The following is an 18,442-nucleotide window of genomic DNA, read 5'->3' as shown; positions in this document are numbered from 1 at the left end:
TAAGGAGACAGGAGATGAGCAAAAATGGAAAGTACAACTTCTACGAGAAAAAATTGTGGACAGGTCGCCTGGCCAGCTTCACCAAATCCATTGATTCTAATCTCAAGCTGCTGCGCGTAATTCTGCTAATCAAAGGTTCCACCATCATGGAATTCGGCAAGCTGTTAGACAAAGGTTTGCTGGCAGTAAATGCAACCAATGATAAGCTGCCTACCAACTTCAAAAAATCGATGAAAAAGATAGAGATTCTCCGAGACCCATTAGTATCGTTTGGGAAGAGTGTTTTAGGTTTGTCAGGAGAACAATCTCAAGCAGACGAGCCAGAGCGCGAGGGGAGTCTGAATTCAGACGATCTTCATGGGAAGGTAAGGTTTGAATTTGAGGAGACCCAGCTTTTTAATTTGCGTACGCTGAGCCTAAATCAGAAGAAGTTCGTTAATAACCGGCTCCAAAAGAGTGTGGCTCGTGCGCTTGAACAAGTGAATGATAGAAGCGTGGGGAACGATGGAATTGCTGATATTAGGAAAAGCTTCCAGTACATTTCGGGGGATATTGAAATTGTACAGCGGGCGATTGTGCAGCGGGTGCATGAGGTGGATGACGATGGAAAGTATCAACCCAGTATGCAAGCCAGCGCCCTACAAATCACCGACATGCTTGCTCTTATGGCGCTGATGCCTTTTCAACAGTTGCTGCCAAGCAAATCAGACATCACGCCCATCACCTTCTTCAGCCAAGAAACCCACATCCGTAGCGTGCCTTACTGCGATGATGTTCTGCTCATCGGCATTCGCTACGACCAAGTGTTGCAAGATTTGGAAAATGACGAAACGCCGCCGCCGTTTGAGCTGTTGGCCATTCCACATGAGATTGGCCATTACGTGTACCAACGTGCCACTATCGGCACAGCCAGTGCCGATGTTGATCAAATAATTAAGGATGAGTTTGCCCAAGAACCTCTGACGCCAAAGCCAAGCGATGAACCTCTTTCTGACTTTGAGGTTGTTGCCGAGAAATTACCTTTAGTAAACGAACGCCATCGGAAATGGTGTGAGGAAATCTTCTCTGATATTTGCAGCTGCATTGTAGCAGGACCTCTGGTGGCTTTAAGCTTGCTATCAATTCTGGTGGCGCGAACGGAAAAAGCAAATAAAAAAGAAGACGGGGAGCATCCAACTGGGGCGTTACGACCGTACATCCTCAAAGAAATCTTGCTTCAACTAAATAAAATCAACGCTGACAAATACCAGTTCAATTTAGCTGCCCAAGACATCGTTGCTACATGGCAAGGTAATCAGAAAAGAGCTGGTCGGCAAGTAACTGGTGACATCACGCAGGTTCCAGACGAAATTCAGAAAATCATTCGCGTCTTTACCAGACTTTTGCTGGCAGATACCCCCGCCGACTTCAAACTGTGGAGTTCAACAAATGTAAGTAACTTAACCGATTGCGCCACTGAACTAAAGCAAATCAAAACAATGCCTGGCTTTGAAGGCTTAGAGCCATCTAAACTGGACAAAATAGACCCCGAAGATGGGACAGACATCCATTTACTGGTTAAAGAATGGCAAAAGAAAGGGCCAGTCGTGATTGGCGATCATGACTAAGAACGGTTGCCAGTTATTGGTAATCAATGAGGTGAAGCACTTTCATTTAGCCGCTCGGTTAGGCGCGGGTCTTTCAATTTAAGGTTTAGATTGTACGCTTGCTGCCACGCATTTTGGCTTTGTTTGGTGTTATTCACGGCGGCGTGCAGTTTATGTAAATAAAAATGGGAATGCGCCTGCTCAAAAATATCGCCCAATTCAGAAAAAATTTGCAACCCATCTTTAAGCAAGTCCATGGCTTGTTCAAAATTTTGCTCTGCTTGATGCAAAAGACCAAGCTGTGTTTTAAGCATCGCCTCCAGCCGGAGGCTGCCTAATTTTTTGAGGTTGTCCAGCGATTCATAGCCAAATTTCAATGCTTCATGATGTTGACCTTGTTTTTTGCACAATATAACTCGCTCATACAATGTGGCCGCATACTCGCCCACATTTTTGTGTTGGTGTGCAATGTGAGCTGCTTCGGAAAGATAATCCTCTGCAGCATCAAATTCCTTCATCACGCTCTTTACACGAGCCAAATGGCGTAGCGTTTCTATATAATTTGAAGTGGGGGGCATTGTTTGCTGTAGCGTGACAGATTTTTCCAAAAATGCTTGGGCTGTTTGAAAATCTCGATGTTTTTTGATGTGACAAAGTGCCAGCAAGTTTAGATTTTTTGCCACACCTAACCAATCTTCTTGCTCTTCGAAAATGTGCATGGAATTTGTGCAAAGCTCGATGGCTTGATTATCCTTTGCTTGCTCCATGTTGATACGGCCGTACAAATACCTCCCCTGGGCGATTCCCAAACTATCCTCCAACCGCATGAAAAGTTGCAGCCCCTCGGCTAAATGTGCTTCCGCTGTCGCGTAATCATTTAGCTCCGTTTCAATCTCACCCAGGCGCAGCAGTGTCCACGCCAGGGCAGGCTGATTTTGCAAAAGTGTTGCTGCCTCCAAAGCCAATGCCAGCCCTTCCCGCATATCCTGAAAGCGAATCTGGCGGAACCACGGCTCGTCTAGCACTTGCACAAAATCGAGGATGGTTTGCCACGCTGCAAGCGTGTGGGCTTTGGCGATACCTGCCGAAAAATTGCGCCATTCCGGTTGCAGCGCAGCATAATCATCCCGGTGGTCGGAGGCAAATTGATAAAAATGGTCAACAAAGGCGCGGTTAACTTTTGGTTTGCGGTTTGCCAATTTGTCAGTGGCGAACTGGCGTAGGAGGCTGTGCATTTCGTAGCGTTCCGGTTCGTGCTGCTGTTGCAGCAGCGATTTTTCACACAGCAGGTCGAGGTCTAGCAGGGTGGCTCCGGAGACTTTTGCGGCAGAAACGGCCGTAAAAGTCTCCGGAAACACAGACAAAGTGGCTAGCACCGCCTGTTCCTCTGCCGAAAGTAGCTGCCACGACGTCTCAAACACCGCTCGCACGCTGCGATGGCGCGGATCCACATCGCGCAGGCGCGTGCTGAGGAAGTCCAGCGACTGGCCGATGCCTTCGATGATCTGCGGCAGCGACCGCCGCCGCACCCACGCCGCCGCCAGCGCAATCCCCAACGGCGAGCCACCGACTAATTCACAGATGTGGCGCACTTGGGGCAGGTTTACGGCCGTTACCGCAAAATCTGCCCGCGCAGTTTGTCCCCGTTCTGCAAACATCGCTTCCGCTGCGCTCATGTCAACTTCGCCAATTGGGAGTCCATCCAAAAAGATGACCGATTCCGCCTGAAAGTTGAGCGGCTCCCGCGAGGTGGCCAAAATGGCAATGTTTGGCGCGCGCCGCAGCCATTCGGGAATGAAGACAAGATTGTCAAGCGTCACTTCGCTGTTATCAAAAATCAGCAGCATCTGCTTGTCGCGCAAAATGGCCAGCACCTGCTCGCCAGTGAGTTGCTTGTCATCCTGCGCCAGATCCACTGCTTCCCCAACGGCAATTTTAATTTGCTCTGCGCCCTCCTGAACTGCCTCCAGCGGCACAAACCAGACCCCATCCGGGAAACTCGTTTTCACCTGCCGTCCCACCTCGATGGCGAGGCGCGTCTTGCCAATGCCAGCTGTGCCAACCAGCGTGATAAGGCGGTAGTTGGGATCAACTAGCCGCTGGAGTAGCTGCGTTTGCTCTGCTTCGCGGCCAAAAAATTGGCCTGGTGGCAGTGGTAAATTGTTGGGGAGGGATGAATTAGGAATGATGAGGGATAAATCCAGCTCTCCAGCCTGAATTGATTCCCAAAGTGTGATGGTTTCTTCCTCCGGCTCGATGCCTAACTCATCCCACAACACCGTTTGGCACTGTTCAAACTGGGCCAAAGCGGCATTACGGTCGCCGAGGAGGGCGTGGGCTTGCATGAGGGCGCGGTGGGTAGGCTCCAGCCACGGTTCTAGCTGTAGTTGGCGTTGGGCAATGTCCAGAACGGCCGTCCACTCCCCAAGCTGCATTCGTGCGTCCCGCAGCAAACTCATTGCCTCCAAAGCCCGTTGGTGAATGTGCCCCCGCTGGGCGGTTAGCCATGCCTCCCACGTCTCGCTGGGGAAGTTGAGGCCGGCCAAAAGCTCACCACGGATGAGGGAGACGGCCGTTTCCAACAGCCCCAAACAGGTCGGACAACCCGCTAACTGCCTATGCGGATGCGTTTCTACTGTCGCCAAACATTGTTCAAACTGCACAACGTCAACGGAGATGTCGTCGCCCGTGCGGAGAGTGATCTGTTTGCGGTCAATAGCTAGGTAAGGCGGCGACGCCGTATCGTCACCAATCGTCTTCCGCAAGCGCGTGAGGCGGTTTCGCAAATAAGTGAGTGCTTCTTTATTGGGACGATCAGGGGAGAGCAAGCCAGCCAACGTGTCGCGGCGTTGGGGCTGGCCTTGATGCGCGGCGAGGGTGGAGAGTAATACACGAAGGGCGTCTGTGCGGAAAACGGCCGTTTCTTCCCCCACCTTCACCTGCAACGATCCGAGGATTTTTATTTGCAGCTTTCTACTCATCATAACAAATTGTGAATTGTGAACGGAGCAGCTCATTCACAATTCTCAATTCAAACTTCACAATTAATTATTCACTTGGGTGCGCTATGGGTGCGTGGTCTTCCTAAGGTGTGGTCAACAGAGCGGTTCACAGGGAATCGCCAAAACACACAGTATAGGAGACCAAATCATGAAACGTATCAACAAATGGAAAACCCTCATCTTGGCCGCCATCGTACCCTTTCTTGTTACTTGGCAACCTGCCATCACTTACGCTTGCTTGACGTGTGGTTCGCACAGTGGTGGATAGCAGCAAAATCGCACAGATTTTTCGCAAGAACCTGTCATGTAGGCAGGTTCTTGTCGTTTAAATTTGCCGACGCACTCAAATTGTAAGCAATGGTCTTAGCTTGTTCAAGCAACTGCAGGTTTTGGATGCCTTCTGCTAACTTAACAGCTTGCACAATGTATTGCTTTGCCCGTTCTGCGTCAATCATGCCAAAAAGTTCTGCCATGCTAATCAAGGTTTCACATTCAACACCTTGTAGGTTGTCTTGTCGGGCAATCTTTAAGGTTTGATCATATAAAGATTCTGCTCGTTCCAGGTTTCCTTGTCCACTTTTTACCTCTGCTAGAACGAACATTGCCGTTGCCATCAAAGTACGATTCCCTACCGACTTCGCGATCTGCAACCCTCTCTCTAAACTTTCGCCTGCTAAATCAGGTTCACCCCGTAGCAGATAATTTCTACCGAGATTAATGTAAATTTCTCCCTGAACTGTTAAATTGCCGCTAATGGTTGCCAATTCATGACCAAGTTGTAAATAATATTGTGCGCCTTCGTAGTCACCTTGCTCAAGTAATATCATGCTAAGGTTGTTAACCAAAAGCGATTGACGATGACGATCATCTAATTGATCACAAATTGCAAGGGCTTTCTCCATTGCCTGTTGAGCAGCCGTTAAGTCACCCTGATGGTAGCAAACAAGACCAATGCTGTTGAGACTGCCGCTTAAGGCTTGGAGATTATCTATTCCCCGCCATGCGGTACACGCTTTTTCAAGATGGTCGTGGGCGGTATCGAAGCGGCTTTGGATGTCGTGGACAATGCCCAGTTGGTGATGGCCCCAGCCAATAATCAGGGTGGCATCGAGAGCGTGGCCGATGTCGAGGGCATGGGTGAGCTTCTCTTTGGCCGCGTTGTATTCCCCTAGCCGCCACAGCGATTCGCCCCACCACATATGCCCCATCCCCTCTGCCCAGCGATCATTACATTGGTTAGCCGACTTCAACGTCGCTTTAATTGTCTGCATTGCCGGCCGATATTGCCCCAGCCGATTTTGGAACCGCGCCCGCTCCAGCCCGGCACGGGCTGCCAACCCCACAGCTTCTGCCTCCCATGTTTTTGCCGCGCTCATGGTCTCTTGCATGACGGTTTCCCCTTCATGCGCCAAGCCGCGCAGTTGGTAGTAAATGGAGAGCGAGGTGAGGGCGTTATGGAGCAATTCGGCATTGTGTGCGGACAGTGCCGTTTGCCAGGCTTGGCGCGCATTCTCAATGTCTGGTTCGAGCAGGCGGATGGAGGTTTGCGGCTCGTTTTTCTGTAACGGTTTGGTCTGTTGCGCCAACAGGGTGAGGTAGTAATGAGCGTGTTTGTGTGGGGTGGGGTCGGCAAAGCCTCGCTTCTCAGCCGCATATGCGCGAATGACCGGATGGAGGGTGTATCGCTCTGATTCTGCATGATAGGTGAGCAATGACTTTTCTATGAGGGCGGTGAGGTGATGGGTGCTGGCTTGGGTGATGTGGGCAACGGCCGTTTCCGTAAACCCGCCCCTGAAAATTGACAGTCGCGCCAGTTGTGTTTGCAGCTCCGGGGTCAGCGTACGCCACGACATCTCAAAAACAACGTGCAGCTCCTGATGACGCTGCGGCACGTCTCGCAACGACGTTTTTAGCGCATCAAAGCCATCCTGCAAGCGGTTGGCAATGGTCTGGGGCGTGGCGTGGCGAGTGAGGGCGGCGGCCAGTTCAATTGCTAGCGGTAATCCTTCCACTAGGCGACAGATGTTGCGAACGGCCGTTAGCTCATCCGCCGCAACCGCCCCCCGTTGCTGCTGCGCCCGCCGCGCTACAAACAGTTCCACCGCCTCGGAAGACAGAGCATCCGCGTCGCTGGTGGGGTAGCTCAACCCCGTTAGCGCAATCGTCCACTCGGCACGTATCCGCAATGCTTCCCGCGAGGTGACAATCATCTGCACCTTTTCGCACCGCTGCACAATATCTAGCACAATTTGCGCGCCAGCCAGCAAATGCTCAAAATTGTCCAGCACCAGCAGCATCTGTTTGTGTTGCAGATGGTTCAGCAGTTGTTCAACCGGTGTAGCTGACCCCGTCAGCCGCAGGTCAAGAATGGTGGCAATTTCGACCGCAATCGTTTCTGCCAAATCATTATCATCTGCGTCAATGTTTTCCAGCTCAACCAGCCACACCCCATCGGGATATTGGCTGCGGCGGCTGCGGGCGATGGTGGTGGCCAGGCGCGTTTTGCCCACGCCGCCTTGCCCCATAATGGTGACGAGCCGACACCACGGCTGGTCTAGGCGGGTATGAATCTCTTGTTGGGCGGTCTGGCGGCCAAAAAACTGGTCGTAAGCGGGTGGCAAGTTGTGGCGGATGAGGGTTGGTTCACGTTTTGTGGTAGCCGGCCGTGGCCGTGCTTTCTTAATCAACGCCGTCATTTCGGCGGACGGTTCAATGTCTAACTCAGTTTTTAGCAGGTTAGCCGCGTGAGCGTATTGCGCCATCGCTTCTCGCACATTCCCCTGTTCAATTTGCAGCCGAATCAGGAGTGTGTGGGTTGACTCATTGAGCGCATCTACCTGTAGCCAGCGACGGGCAAGGGCAATGCCATACCCTGCGTCATCCGCAGCCAGCGCGTACCGCCCCAGCTTGTCATAGGCCGTCATCACCTGCCTGCGAATCTGCTCACGCGTTGTCGTAACCCATTCTGCAAAATTTTGTGAACCAGTTAGGTGAAAATCTGCCAGGAACGCGCCCTGATAGGTGTCCAGTGCTTTCTGCAGGGTGGTGGCTTTTTCGACGGTGTCAATCTGCTCGATAGATGCCACCATTTGCAATAATTTGACAGAATCAACCTGCTGTTGGCTTTCTGGCGCTAAAGCTAATGTTTTGCGGGTAATCACCAACGCAGCGTCCACTTGCTTTCGCAGACGAGAGAGGGCAGTGCGTAAGTTGGTTAGCGCTTGTTTTGTGGAGCTGCTTTCCCAGAGCAGTTCAGCAATAAATTCGCGTTGGTGGGTTTGCCCGGTGTGGGCCAAATAGATGAGCAGGGCAGCCTCTTTTTGGCTGCGAAACTTGCTTACAGGCTCCCCATTTTTTAGTACAACAGTTTGTCCAAGTAACGAAAACGACAGCATCAATGTTCTCCAAGCAGCAGGAAGTGACTATAGTTTACACACAACTCAAGCTCCCAACCAAGAGAGACGCTCGGACAAATTACATCAGGGGTAAGTTACAAGTCTCCTTGCTTAGTTTGCCGTTCCAAAGAAAAAGGCTGGCTTCTTTGTGAAGCCAGCCTACAAATATCTGGTCAAGTTTGTTGGTTGTTAGTTGGCTAGCATGGCTGGACGGAATTTATAGCCGTACACAATCATTCCTTCTTCGCCGTCGGTACGCAGCTTTCGCGTAACCATTTCTACAGGCATCCCAATGCTCAGTTTGCTTTCGTCCATGTCGGTAAGCTGGGCGGTGACAATGGGGCCTTCCTCTAGTTTGACGAGGGCAACGGTGTAAGGGGCATTGTGCTCAAAGCCTGCTGGGGGGTCGTAAATGGTGGTGAATGAGTAGATTTCACCGAGACCGGTGAAGGTGTACAGTTCATAAGCGGGTGCCTTGCATTCCAGGCAGACGTCGCGCGGCGGAAATAGCTTGACGCCGCAGGTATCGCAGGTTTCGCCTACTAATTTATATCGCTGTTCTTGTAATCGCCAATGGCGTGAAACTTCCATTATGTTGTCTCCCTAAATACGTTATCAGGTTTTGCGAACGGCCGTTTGCGCCTTTCATCACAACCTATTATGGCTAAAACCCCTCTCATTCACTGTCAGTCACGGTAAAAAGACTGTCAAAAGCTATCAAAAGACGGTAATCAGTGGTCGGTTGTTCACCGATTACCGTTTACCGATTACTAAGAATGTGCGTAACGGCCGTTGCCCCACTACCCCCTAAATTTTGCGCCATGCCAACTTTGGCGTCTGCAATTTGGTTATCGCCTGCCTGACCGCGCAGTTGGCGGGCCACTTCCACAATCTGGTACATGCCTGTTGCGCCGCCCGGATTGCCCCGCGCTTTAAGTCCGCCAAACGTGCTGATGGGAATACGGCCGTTCTTACCAATCTCCTCATCCCGCGCCAACCGCCACCCTTCGCCCGGTGCGGCAAAGCCCGTTGCTTCTAGCGACAGGGCAGCCATGACGGTAAACGAATCGTGCAGCTCAAACAGATCAATGTCGTCGTGGCTAACGCCCGCCGCTTCCATGGCTTTTTTGGCACTGATTTCGGCAGCCCGTAGGTGTAACATATTTTTGCGGTCGTGCAGGGCTAGCGTATCGGTAGCCAGGGCGGAACCAACAATGCGGATTGGCTGTGGCATCATATCTTGCGCCCGTTCGTGACTAGTGATGATCACTGCCGCTGAGCCGTCGCCGCTGGGTGCTGCGTCAAACAAGCTAACCGGTGTGGCGACCTGAGGCGCGTTGGCAAAACGTTCAGCCTTGAGCCGATTGCGGAACATTGCCAGCGGATTGTTTGACCCGTTGGCGTGGGCATTGACGCTGAAGTTAGCAAAATCTTCTACCTTGAGACCGTATTCGTGCATGTAGCGACGCATAAGCAACGCTCCCATGCCAGCCACGGTCAGTCCATGAATCGCTTCATAATCGGCGTCGAGGGTGCTGGAGAGAACGGCCGTAACCGGACTCCCTACCTGATCCGTCATCTTTTCCACGCCGACAACCAGCGCCGTTTCAACCAGGCCACTTTTCACGGCCAAGACAGCCTGACGCAAGGCCGCGCCGCCAGAAGCATCAGCTGCTTCCACCGTCACTGCTTCAATGCCACGCATCCCCGCGAAATCAGCGATGAGTGCACCTAGGTGCATCTGGTTGCTTAGCTGGCCAGCAGCCATGTTGCCCACAAACAGAGCATCTACTTTGCTTACGTGGGCATCGTCCAGAGCTGCCTCGATGGCGTACCATGCCAAATGGCGAATGGAGGTGCTCCACATCTCTTTTACTTCGGTTTGACCCAGGCCAATGATTGATACGTCGTTCATAGTTTTCTCAAAACCTCCGGGAGGTTAGTTTTAGTTCAGTTTCAATTTATCTCGGTACCGGGTATACGTGGCGTAACTAATTTCCGTGCGGCGGCTAATGTAGCCTTCGGTGGTGGTGGCGCGATTTTGCGCTTCTGGTAGTTTTTCGGTCACTTCGATGTCGAAGGCATCGGAGCCAGCGCCAGAGCCGTAGCTCACCATCAAAATGCGGTCGCCCGGTTGGGCGATGTCCAAAATGGCGGTGAGGCCAATCATGGTGCTGCCAGAGTAAGTGTTGCCGATGCGCGGACTGAGCAGACCTGGCTTGATTTGCTCTGGCGTGAAGCCGAGGCTTTTGCCCACGCGCTGCGGGAATTTGGCATTGGGCTGATGGAACACCGCCCAATCGTAATCGGCAGAGATTGTGCCAAGTGATTCCATCAGCATTTCGGCCGCACCCGTGACGTGCTTGAAGTAGGCGGGTTCGCCCGTAAAGCGATCGCCGTGGGAGGGATATTCAGCGTGAGCGCGCCGCCAAAAGTCTGGCGTATCTGTCACAAAGGAGTAGGAGCCGTTAATGATGGCAACTGATTCATCGCCAGGCCCCAGCAGAACGGCCGCTCCGCCAGCCGCCGCCGTGTATTCTAGCGCATCACCGGGGCGACCCTGGGCGGTGTCCATACCAATGCTGAAGGCATAACGTGCCATGCCCGAGCCGACAAAGCCAATGGCTGCCTGCATCGCTTCGGTACCCGCTTTGCAGGCAAACTCCCAGTCGCCTGCCATTGTGTTTGGCACGGCGCCAATCGCTTCAGCGACGATAGTGCTGCTGGGCTTGACGGCATACGGATGACTCTCGCTGCCCACCCAGACGGCGCGAATCTCCTGCGGGTTGATACGGCCACGCATGAGTGCATTTCGGGCTGCTTCGATTGACATGGTGATCACGTCTTCATCCAGTCCATTGACCGCTTTTTCCACGATAGGCGTGCCGCCTGTGCCGTTGGTCCACATCTTGGAGACCTCGCTGGCAGGTAGTCGGTACCGGGGCACATATGCCCCGTAACCCACGATGCCCACTGGGCGATCTGGTTTCATCAATCCATCTTGAGGTTTGTATTCGCTCATTGTTTCCCCTGTTTCAGTATTCAGTGAGTCAGCGTTCAGTAGGTCAGTTTTCAGATTGATTACTGACCTATTGGTAACTGATTACTGGCAATAATTTCTTTGGCGCGATCCACATGAATGCGTCGTTCGGCGACGAGCTGATCGGCCACTTGTTGGATAAGTTCTTCGGGTGCGCCAGCGGCCATAGCCACCTGCCGGGCGTGCAGAGCCATATGCCCTTTTTGGATGCCCACGGTGGCCAGCGCGTTGATGGCGGCTAAATTTTGGGCCAGTCCGACGGCGGCCATTACCTGAGCCAGCTCTGGCGCGGATTTCACATCTAAAATTTTCATGGCGACGCGGGCGGTGGGATGTACTTTGGTGGCCCCGCCCACCATGCCCACAGCCATCGGCAGGGTGATTTCGCCGTACAGATCGCCATTTTCATCTACGTGCCAGTCAGTGAGGGATTGGTAACGGCCGTCCCGCGCGGCAAAAGCATGCGCTCCAGCCTCAACCGCCCGCCAATCGTTACCTGTGGCGATGCAGACGGCATCAATGCCGTTCATGATGCCTTTGTTGTGGGTGGCTGCCCGGTACGGATCGACGATGGCAAAGGCGTTGGCCTCTTCGATCAGTTTGGCCACTTCCTGGCCACTATACTCTTTGGTGGCTAGCTGGTCGGCGGGGATGGTGCAGCGGGCGGTGGCGGTGCGCTGGTCGGCCAAATTTGAGAGGATGCGTAGGCTGGTACGGCCGTTTGTCAGTTCGGCGATCTTTGGCGCAAGTGATTCCAGGGCGGTGTTGATGGCGTTGGCGCCCATCGCATCACGCGTATCAAAGTACAGGTGGATGATGAGCATGGGGCCGACGGGGGTGTTGGGAAACGGCCGTGCCACAATATTCTGCGCCCCTCCACCCAGGCTCACAATCACCTTGTCGCAGCAGTTGGCCGTTTCTAGCAAGCTAGCTTTGTTGGCCTCAATGGCGACAATGGCGGCGTTCATGTCGGGAATGTCGAGGACCTGAATTTGGCCAATCATCACGGGGTCGGTGGCACTGGTGCGGAAACCACCGCCGGCGCGAATCTTCTTGGCAGCGTTGCTCACGGCGGCCACCACGCTAGGTTCTTCCACGGCCATCGGGATGAGATAGTCACGGCCGTTGATCTTAAAGTTGGCGGCCACACCCAGCGGCAGGGCGAAGGTGCCTAGCGTGTTTTCAATCATTTTGTCGGCCAGTTCGTTGGTTAGCCCTTGTTCGTTGAGGACGGCCGCTTCGTTGCTATCTAGCCCCGCCCAATCGGCAATGATCTGTACACGTTCGGCTAACGGCCGTTTATAAAATCCAGGTAGTCGTGATGATTTATTGCCCAATTTTCTCTCCTTGCGTGTTAGTGTCTATTGTGAGGGACGGTCGTTTGCCAGCAAGATGCGTTTGGCCGCCACAGCCCCGAAATATACAGTCGAAACACTGCCAAAAGCTGTCATGAGAGGATTTGAGGGACGAAATGAGGGGGATTTTAAGGAAATACCACGCTATTTTGTGGAAAAGCGGGAAAGTAATTTACGTATCAATGTGACAGTCACTTCCGAAGTGACTGTCACATAAAGGCATAGATGAGCCTCTATTTTTTAGGCTTTGTGAGGAAGAGAGCTGCAATGCCAAGTAAGAACGGCACGATGGCGGAAGCAAATAGCACTGTATTGTAAGTCCCCATCAGATCGCGCCCAACGCCAAAGATAAGTGGACCAAAAGCCGTGCCTGCAACGCCAATGGGAGTGGCCAGGCCTGTAATGCTTCCCAGATGACGCCGGCCGAAATAGCTAGCCCAGATAACACTGCCGACGATGCGAGACAGGCCGCTGGTGGCACCCAGCACCATGCCGTACAAAAAGGCAATTTCTATGCTAGACAAATAGGGAGCCATCACCAGGCAAATGGCTTGGAGTAGAAGCGCAGTCGCCAACAAGAAACGGGGCGCCACGCGATCCATCAGATAGCCGCCCACGAGGTTTATCAGGGCGGTGGTGACGGCAATTGGCACGTAAACAGAAGCGGCTACCGAGGCGGATAGCTGGTTGTCATCGAAGATGCTGATCATGTGGAAGAACAAGCCGGTAGACAGCATGGCAATGGAGGCAATGCCCAGCGAAATGTTCCAGAATGCGCCCGTGCGTATGACTTCGCTGACTGTCCAATTTTCGTCGCTGGGCGTGATGATGGGAACGGCCGTTTCCACCAAACTATCTTTTACAGATTCAGTCAGGCCATCAGGCTGCAAGCCATACACCTCTGGCCGTTCTCGGAAGAAAATTGCCCCCAACGGCGCCATAAACAGCAACAGGATGCCGCCCAAAATCATGTAGGTGGTGCGCCAACTGTAAATGGGAATGAGCCAATTTATTAAATTGGGGAACAGCCCCAAGCCCAAAAGGGCAAAAAGCAGACCAGCCAAGCCCATAATCATGCCGCGCCGCTGCACCCACCATTGGTTGATGACGTTTTGGCTCACCACGGAGAGGCTGCCTTGCCCCAACATGCGAATAGCCACAAAGCCAAGACCCAGCATGATAGCGTTTTGCACAAATCCCATGTAGATGCAGGCAAGACCAAAACCCACGGAGATGAGCAGCACCATCAGGCGATGTCCGCGCTGATCGATTTGCCGCCCGATGAAGGGGAGGGCAAAACTTCCCGTGAGTGTACCAACGGTGTATAGAGTGCTGACCAAGGAGCGGCTTAGGTTCAGGTCGGTAATGAAATGCTCAATAAAGATGGAGACGGCGTAGGTTTGGCCGGGGCTGGTCATGGTGAGGCCAATCGTGCCCACGGCAAAAATGATCCAGCCGTAAAAGATGGGCGATTTTTGAACGAGGGGGTCGGTTTTGGGGGAAACGGCCGTTTCCGGCACATTCTCCGTAATTTCGGCAAGGTTTAGGGTGACTTCTGATGGGTGTTCCTGATTTTTAGACATAGCCGCCCATCATACGTCGGTTCGGCTAGATAGCCCATGCCAATTTAGGGTAACAAATGTGTGATGTAGTGCGTTGAAGGAAACGGCCGTAAAAAAAGCTGGCCACCTTCATGACCAGCTCCAAAGTAGTTTGTGGTGCTTGCTAACTACTGCATCAGCTCCCACAGCTTACTGGGGCTGAGGGGGATTTCGCGGATTTCGATTTGGTTGTTGAGCGCATCTTCCACCGCCTGGGCAAAGAGCGGTGCGGTGGGAATAGCCCCAGCTTCACCTGCCCCTTTGATGCCCAGCGGATTCAGCGGCGAAGGGGTGGTTTCATGGTCAATTTCCACATTTGGCACGTCTAGCGAGGTGGGCAGCAAATAATCCATGAAGGAGCCAGTCAGGAGCTGCCCCTGCTCGTTGTAGATAATTTGCTCATAAAATGCGTTGCCGATACCCTGGGCCACGCCTCCCTGAATTTGCCCATCTAAAATGAGCGGGTTGATCACCTCGCCGCAGTCATGCACCACCACGTAGCGCAAAATTTCCACGTCCATCGTTTCGGGATCAACCTCCACAATCATGGCGTGGACGCCGCTGGCAGTAGCGCCGTACTCTGGCCCGAAATAGTTGGTCGCTTCCAAGCCTGGCTCGGTGCCGGGCTTGACTGCGCCGCGCATCGGATTGGCCTGTTGCGCCAGTTCCCCTAGCGGAATGGCGCGATCCGGCACGCCTTTGACCTGCACTTTGCCATCTCCTAGCTCTAAATCTTCTTCAGCCACTTCCAGCAGGTCGCTGGCCAGCTTGAGGATTTTTTGGCGTACGTCGCGGGCGGCTTCGTTGATGGCACTGCCGGCGACCACCGCACCGCGGCTGGCAAAGGTGCCTGCACCCCAGTGGAACTGGTCGGTGTCGCCCGTCACCAAATCCACGTCAGACACGTTTACGCCAACCTGGTCGGCCACAATTTGGGCAAAGCTGGTGTAATGCCCTTGCCCCTGCGTGCCAATACCGGTGGCGACGCTGACGCGGCCACTGCTGGTCACCTGCACGCGCGCCCCTTCATATGGCCCGATGCCAGTCCCTTCTACATACGCAACCAATCCCAAACCCAACTGCCGTCCTTCGGCACGGGCCTGCGGCTGGATGTTTTGGTAAAAGTCGTCGTAGCCAACGATTTTTAACGCTTTGTCTAACACGGGTTCGTAGTTGCCGCTGTCGTATTTGAGCGGCCCAAAATCTTGGTAGATGATTTCGTTGTTGTAGGGGAATTTGTCTGGCGGGATGAAGTTGCGGCGGCGGATTTCGGCTTTATCAATGCCCAACTCGCGGGCGGCAATGTCTAGCAGGCGCTCCACCACAAAGACGCCGTGCTGCCGCCCCGCACCACGGTAGGGGGTGACGATGGTTTTGTTGGTGAAAACGGCCGTAAATTCCGAATAATAGTTCTCAATATCATATGGCCCCAGCAGAGTGCACTGGCTGTTCAGTGCCACAGTGAGGCCGTAGGGAGCGTAGGCGCCCTGGTCATGTAGGAAAACGTCGTGGATGCCGAGGATACGGCCGTCTTTGCTAAAAGCGGCTTCAACGGTGTGGGTCTGGTTGCGTTCGTGCGTGGTGGCTACAAAGTTTTCGGCACGATCCTCGATCCACTTCACCGGGCGATCCAGCTTCATCGCCGCCCAGGGTACCAGCACCTCTTCTTGGTAAAACATCATGATTTTGGGGCCAAAACCCCCGCCGATGAAGGGAGCAATTACCCGCACCTGATTTTCCGAGAGGCCAAGCAGCGCGGCCATGCCGTTGCGAACAAAGACGGGAGCCTGGGTGGTGTCCCACATCGTCAGCCGCTGAGCGCGGCGGTCCCACTGGGCGACCACGCCCCGATTTTCCATCGCGGCTGCGATGCCGTGATCGTACTCAAGCTCGCGCTGGATGATGTGATCGGCCTTAGCCTTTGCCGCTTGGTAGCTGCCTTTTTCTTGCACCACATGGGCAGAGATGTTGTTGCCGACGTCTTCGTGTACCAGCGCAGAGTCTGGCTCTAGCGCAGCAGCCAAATCCACCACGGCGGGCAGCCGTTCAACGTCCACAAAAATGAGGTCAGTGGCGTCTTCGGCAATGTAGCGGCTTTCGGCGACGACCATCACAATCGGTTCGCCCACAAAGCGCACTTTGTCTTTGGCCAGCGGCACCTGGGTGCGCTGGTTAAACACGATGTCTTTGACAGGGGGCGGCGGCACGAGCAGCGGTCCCGGTTGCCAGTAATCGCCCAAATCATTGGCAGTGTACACGGCAACCACGCCCTCCATTTCTTGGGCCATGGAGGTGTCTATGCTGAGGATACGGCCGTGTGCGTACGGGCTGCGATAAAAAGCGGCGTGGAGCATGTCGGGCAGGTTCACATCGTCGGTGAACAGTGCCTGCCCGGTAAGCAGGCGTGGGTCTTCGTTTCGCTTAATTCGTTCGCCAAAGAATTGTGTACCAGCCATGGGAGCCTCCAAATAGTAAGAAATATAAAAATTACCTCTATTACCTGATTTGCTGCAAACGGTAGAGCAAACGATTAGCCACTACACTACAAACAAATACAGATTCAAGCGATAACCAAATAATCGAGATAACAATATGCTGAATTTACATCTTTGAAAAGTGCCGTCTCAAAAACTTCATCCTATTTTATCCAGCCAGTTAAATTTTGGCATGGAAATTAGCGGTAAAGTAACGATAACGCTCTAAAGTGTTAGCAATATCCAGTTTTCCAGTCCCAATTTGAAATTTGTATCACCATCCAAATTGGTTGGGGTATCTAAAAAGGAGAGTATTATGTTCAGTAAAGTTAGTCATCTTGAAGGCTTGGTAGAGGAAGATGAGGTTCTTTTTTCAACGCCTTTTGATTACTTCTTCCCCGAAGCGGCTCGCTCGGAAGCTTGTTTGTTACCAACCTCTGAAGCAACGTGGGAAATTTTGAAGCATCTCGCTGATTGTATGGGAGATCCAGGGAATCCAGATGAACTTCCGGCAGAAGATTTGGATTCGACGATTCCAGCCATTTTCACTTATTTTGGTCAGTTTATTGATCATGATCTAACCGCTAGAACAGATCGTGATGGTTCAGTGACGGCCATTGGTAATGGGGCTTCCGTTTTGCCGCTGAATCCTGATGAGGTGGTGAGCAATTTGCGGAACGGCCGTCGCCCTACGTTGGACTTGGATAGCGTGTTTGGGGATGGACCCGCGCTTGTGGCTGGAGCCAAAACCCAATCTCAGATTCTATTTGATGACGCGCTAAGAATGCACGTGTATGAAAATGAAGATGGCAATCATTTTGATTTACCGCGTGGCAAAAGGGTTAATGCAGAAGGCAACATTTCTTACCCAGCGATTATTGCAGATGCACGTAATGACGAAAACGTGATGATCAGTCAGCTTCAAACTGCATTCATCAAGTTTTACAATGCCATTTACGACACTCTGCCCGGAACCAATCCAGAAGGATATATTCAGGCACGGCAGCTTGCAAGCTGGGCTTATCAGCATGTTGTTATCCATGATTACCTAAAAAACGTTTGTGACCCAAACATTGTGGAAGACACACTGCTGAATGGGCCGCGTTTCATTGGTGCTTCTGTTGGCCGAGCTGGCTCTTTTATGCCGCTTGAGTTTTCGGTGGCGGCTTTCCGGTTTGGTCATTCCATGATACGGTCATCGTACGAACTCAATAATCTTACTGGGAATTTGGAGTTGTTGGATCTGTTAGAAACCGGGAATAAACCTGATAACTTTGAGCAGGTTGACCCCGATGGTTCTCATCAATTAATCTCAGAATGGGTCATCGATTGGAACAAATTTGTTGGCGCTGATGCACAAAAAGCACGGAAGATCGATGCGAAAATAGCGCGTGGCCTGTTTAGTTTAGGCAGAACAGGCCCTATTCTTAAACATCTAGCGCGGAGCAATTTGGTAAGAGGCTATAACCTTTCAATTCCCATCGGGCAAGCAATGTGTGACGCCTTTGGGATATTCCCCTTACAGCCTAACCAAATTCTTGATTGCGGTGATGTTGAGGATGATTGCAAAGCTACGTCCCTGAATGAGAGTTGGGTTGATTATCGGACACCGCTTTGGTATTACATTTTGCGCGAAGCGGCCGTACAGCAAGATGGAAATCGTCTGGGTGAATTGGGCAGTCGCATTGTCAGCGAAACAATCATCAACCTCATCAAGCAGGATCCTAACAGCTTTTTCAATAACTGTTGCCATCCTGCCGTTGAAAAAGACGCCAATGGAAATGTTACGGGCGTTCGTGTTGCAGAAGGTGAGAACGGTTTGATTGCTACACTGCAAGACATCCTGGTATTTGCTGGCGTGCATGTTCCTAACGCCGCCGAATAGGCACAACCTCTAGAGATCAACGATAGAGTAACGATAAACATATACACTGACTCTGTCAGCGTACCGGATTGCACAAAACAAGCGTTTTATAGGTCATTCTCAGT

General features: G+C 52.5%; 10 protein-coding genes. 2 read left to right on the top strand and 8 right to left on the bottom strand.

Going from position 1 to position 18,442, the window contains the following annotated elements; genetic code table 11:
• Positions 1-14 precede the first annotated feature (14 nt).
• Positions 15-1,607, top strand: a complete 1,593-nt coding sequence (locus ACOQPM_RS06455; protein WP_420628422.1) for a hypothetical protein — start codon at positions 15-17, stop codon at positions 1,605-1,607.
• Between the two features lie 23 nt (positions 1,608-1,630).
• On the opposite strand, the gene ACOQPM_RS06450 is transcribed toward ACOQPM_RS06455, so the two are convergent.
• From ACOQPM_RS06450 to cutA, 8 genes are all read right to left on the bottom strand, one after another.
• Positions 1,631-4,570 (bottom strand): BTAD domain-containing putative transcriptional regulator, encoded by a 2,940-nt coding sequence (locus tag ACOQPM_RS06450; RefSeq protein ID WP_420628421.1) that lies wholly within the window; start codon positions 4,568-4,570, stop codon positions 1,631-1,633.
• A gap of 320 nt (positions 4,571-4,890) precedes the next feature.
• Positions 4,891-7,983 (bottom strand): tetratricopeptide repeat protein, encoded by a 3,093-nt coding sequence (locus tag ACOQPM_RS06445; protein WP_420628420.1) that lies wholly within the window; start codon positions 7,981-7,983, stop codon positions 4,891-4,893.
• Positions 7,984-8,172: 189 nt separating this feature from the next.
• Entirely contained in the window at positions 8,173-8,574 is a 402-nt protein-coding gene (locus ACOQPM_RS06440) for a Zn-ribbon domain-containing OB-fold protein (RefSeq protein WP_420628419.1), read from the bottom strand.
• A 169-nt stretch (positions 8,575-8,743) separates the two neighbouring features.
• Positions 8,744-9,898 carry a thiolase domain-containing protein gene (locus ACOQPM_RS06435; RefSeq protein ID WP_420628418.1) on the bottom strand — a complete coding sequence of 385 codons (1,155 nt, stop codon included), beginning with the start codon at positions 9,896-9,898 and terminating at the stop codon, positions 8,744-8,746.
• Between the two features lie 30 nt (positions 9,899-9,928).
• Entirely contained in the window at positions 9,929-11,005 is a 1,077-nt protein-coding gene (locus ACOQPM_RS06430; protein ID WP_420628417.1) for a hydroxymethylglutaryl-CoA synthase, read from the bottom strand.
• A 59-nt stretch (positions 11,006-11,064) separates the two neighbouring features.
• A complete protein-coding gene (locus ACOQPM_RS06425) occupies positions 11,065-12,360 on the bottom strand; it encodes a hydroxymethylglutaryl-CoA reductase, degradative (protein WP_420628416.1) in 1,296 nt (431 codons plus the stop codon).
• A gap of 251 nt (positions 12,361-12,611) precedes the next feature.
• On the bottom strand, positions 12,612-13,961 hold the full coding sequence (locus ACOQPM_RS06420; RefSeq protein WP_420628415.1) for an MFS transporter: 1,350 nt from the start codon (positions 13,959-13,961) through the stop codon (positions 12,612-12,614).
• A gap of 146 nt (positions 13,962-14,107) precedes the next feature.
• Positions 14,108-16,435, bottom strand: coding sequence for an aerobic carbon-monoxide dehydrogenase large subunit (cutA, locus tag ACOQPM_RS06415; RefSeq protein WP_420628414.1), 2,328 nt, complete (start codon positions 16,433-16,435; stop codon positions 14,108-14,110).
• Between the two features lie 334 nt (positions 16,436-16,769).
• Between cutA and ACOQPM_RS06410 the strand changes: the two genes are divergently transcribed.
• Complete coding sequence (locus ACOQPM_RS06410) at positions 16,770-18,338, top strand: peroxidase family protein (RefSeq protein ID WP_420628413.1); 1,569 nt, start codon at positions 16,770-16,772, stop codon at positions 18,336-18,338.
• Positions 18,339-18,442: the final 104 nt, after the last annotated feature.

The sequence above is a fragment of the Candidatus Leptofilum sp. genome, assembly GCF_965223525.1.
Classification (GTDB): Bacteria; Chloroflexota; Anaerolineae; order Promineifilales; family Promineifilaceae; genus Leptofilum.
This window is presented reverse-complemented; position numbering and strand designations above follow the sequence as displayed.

Excerpts from the sequence above, each read along its gene's own strand:
- ACOQPM_RS06455 (WP_420628422.1), top strand. The coding sequence starts at position 15 with ATGAGCAAAAATGGAAAGTACAACTTCTACGAGAAAAAATTGTGGACA.
- ACOQPM_RS06450 (WP_420628421.1), bottom strand. The coding sequence starts at position 4,570 with ATGATGAGTAGAAAGCTGCAAATAAAAATCCTCGGATCGTTGCAGGTG.
- ACOQPM_RS06445 (WP_420628420.1), bottom strand. The coding sequence starts at position 7,983 with ATGCTGTCGTTTTCGTTACTTGGACAAACTGTTGTACTAAAAAATGGG.
- ACOQPM_RS06440 (WP_420628419.1), bottom strand. The coding sequence starts at position 8,574 with ATGGAAGTTTCACGCCATTGGCGATTACAAGAACAGCGATATAAATTA.
- ACOQPM_RS06435 (WP_420628418.1), bottom strand. The coding sequence starts at position 9,898 with ATGAACGACGTATCAATCATTGGCCTGGGTCAAACCGAAGTAAAAGAG.
- ACOQPM_RS06430 (WP_420628417.1), bottom strand. The coding sequence starts at position 11,005 with ATGAGCGAATACAAACCTCAAGATGGATTGATGAAACCAGATCGCCCA.
- ACOQPM_RS06420 (WP_420628415.1), bottom strand. The coding sequence starts at position 13,961 with ATGTCTAAAAATCAGGAACACCCATCAGAAGTCACCCTAAACCTTGCC.
- cutA (WP_420628414.1), bottom strand. The coding sequence starts at position 16,435 with ATGGCTGGTACACAATTCTTTGGCGAACGAATTAAGCGAAACGAAGAC.
- ACOQPM_RS06410 (WP_420628413.1), top strand. The coding sequence starts at position 16,770 with ATGTTCAGTAAAGTTAGTCATCTTGAAGGCTTGGTAGAGGAAGATGAG.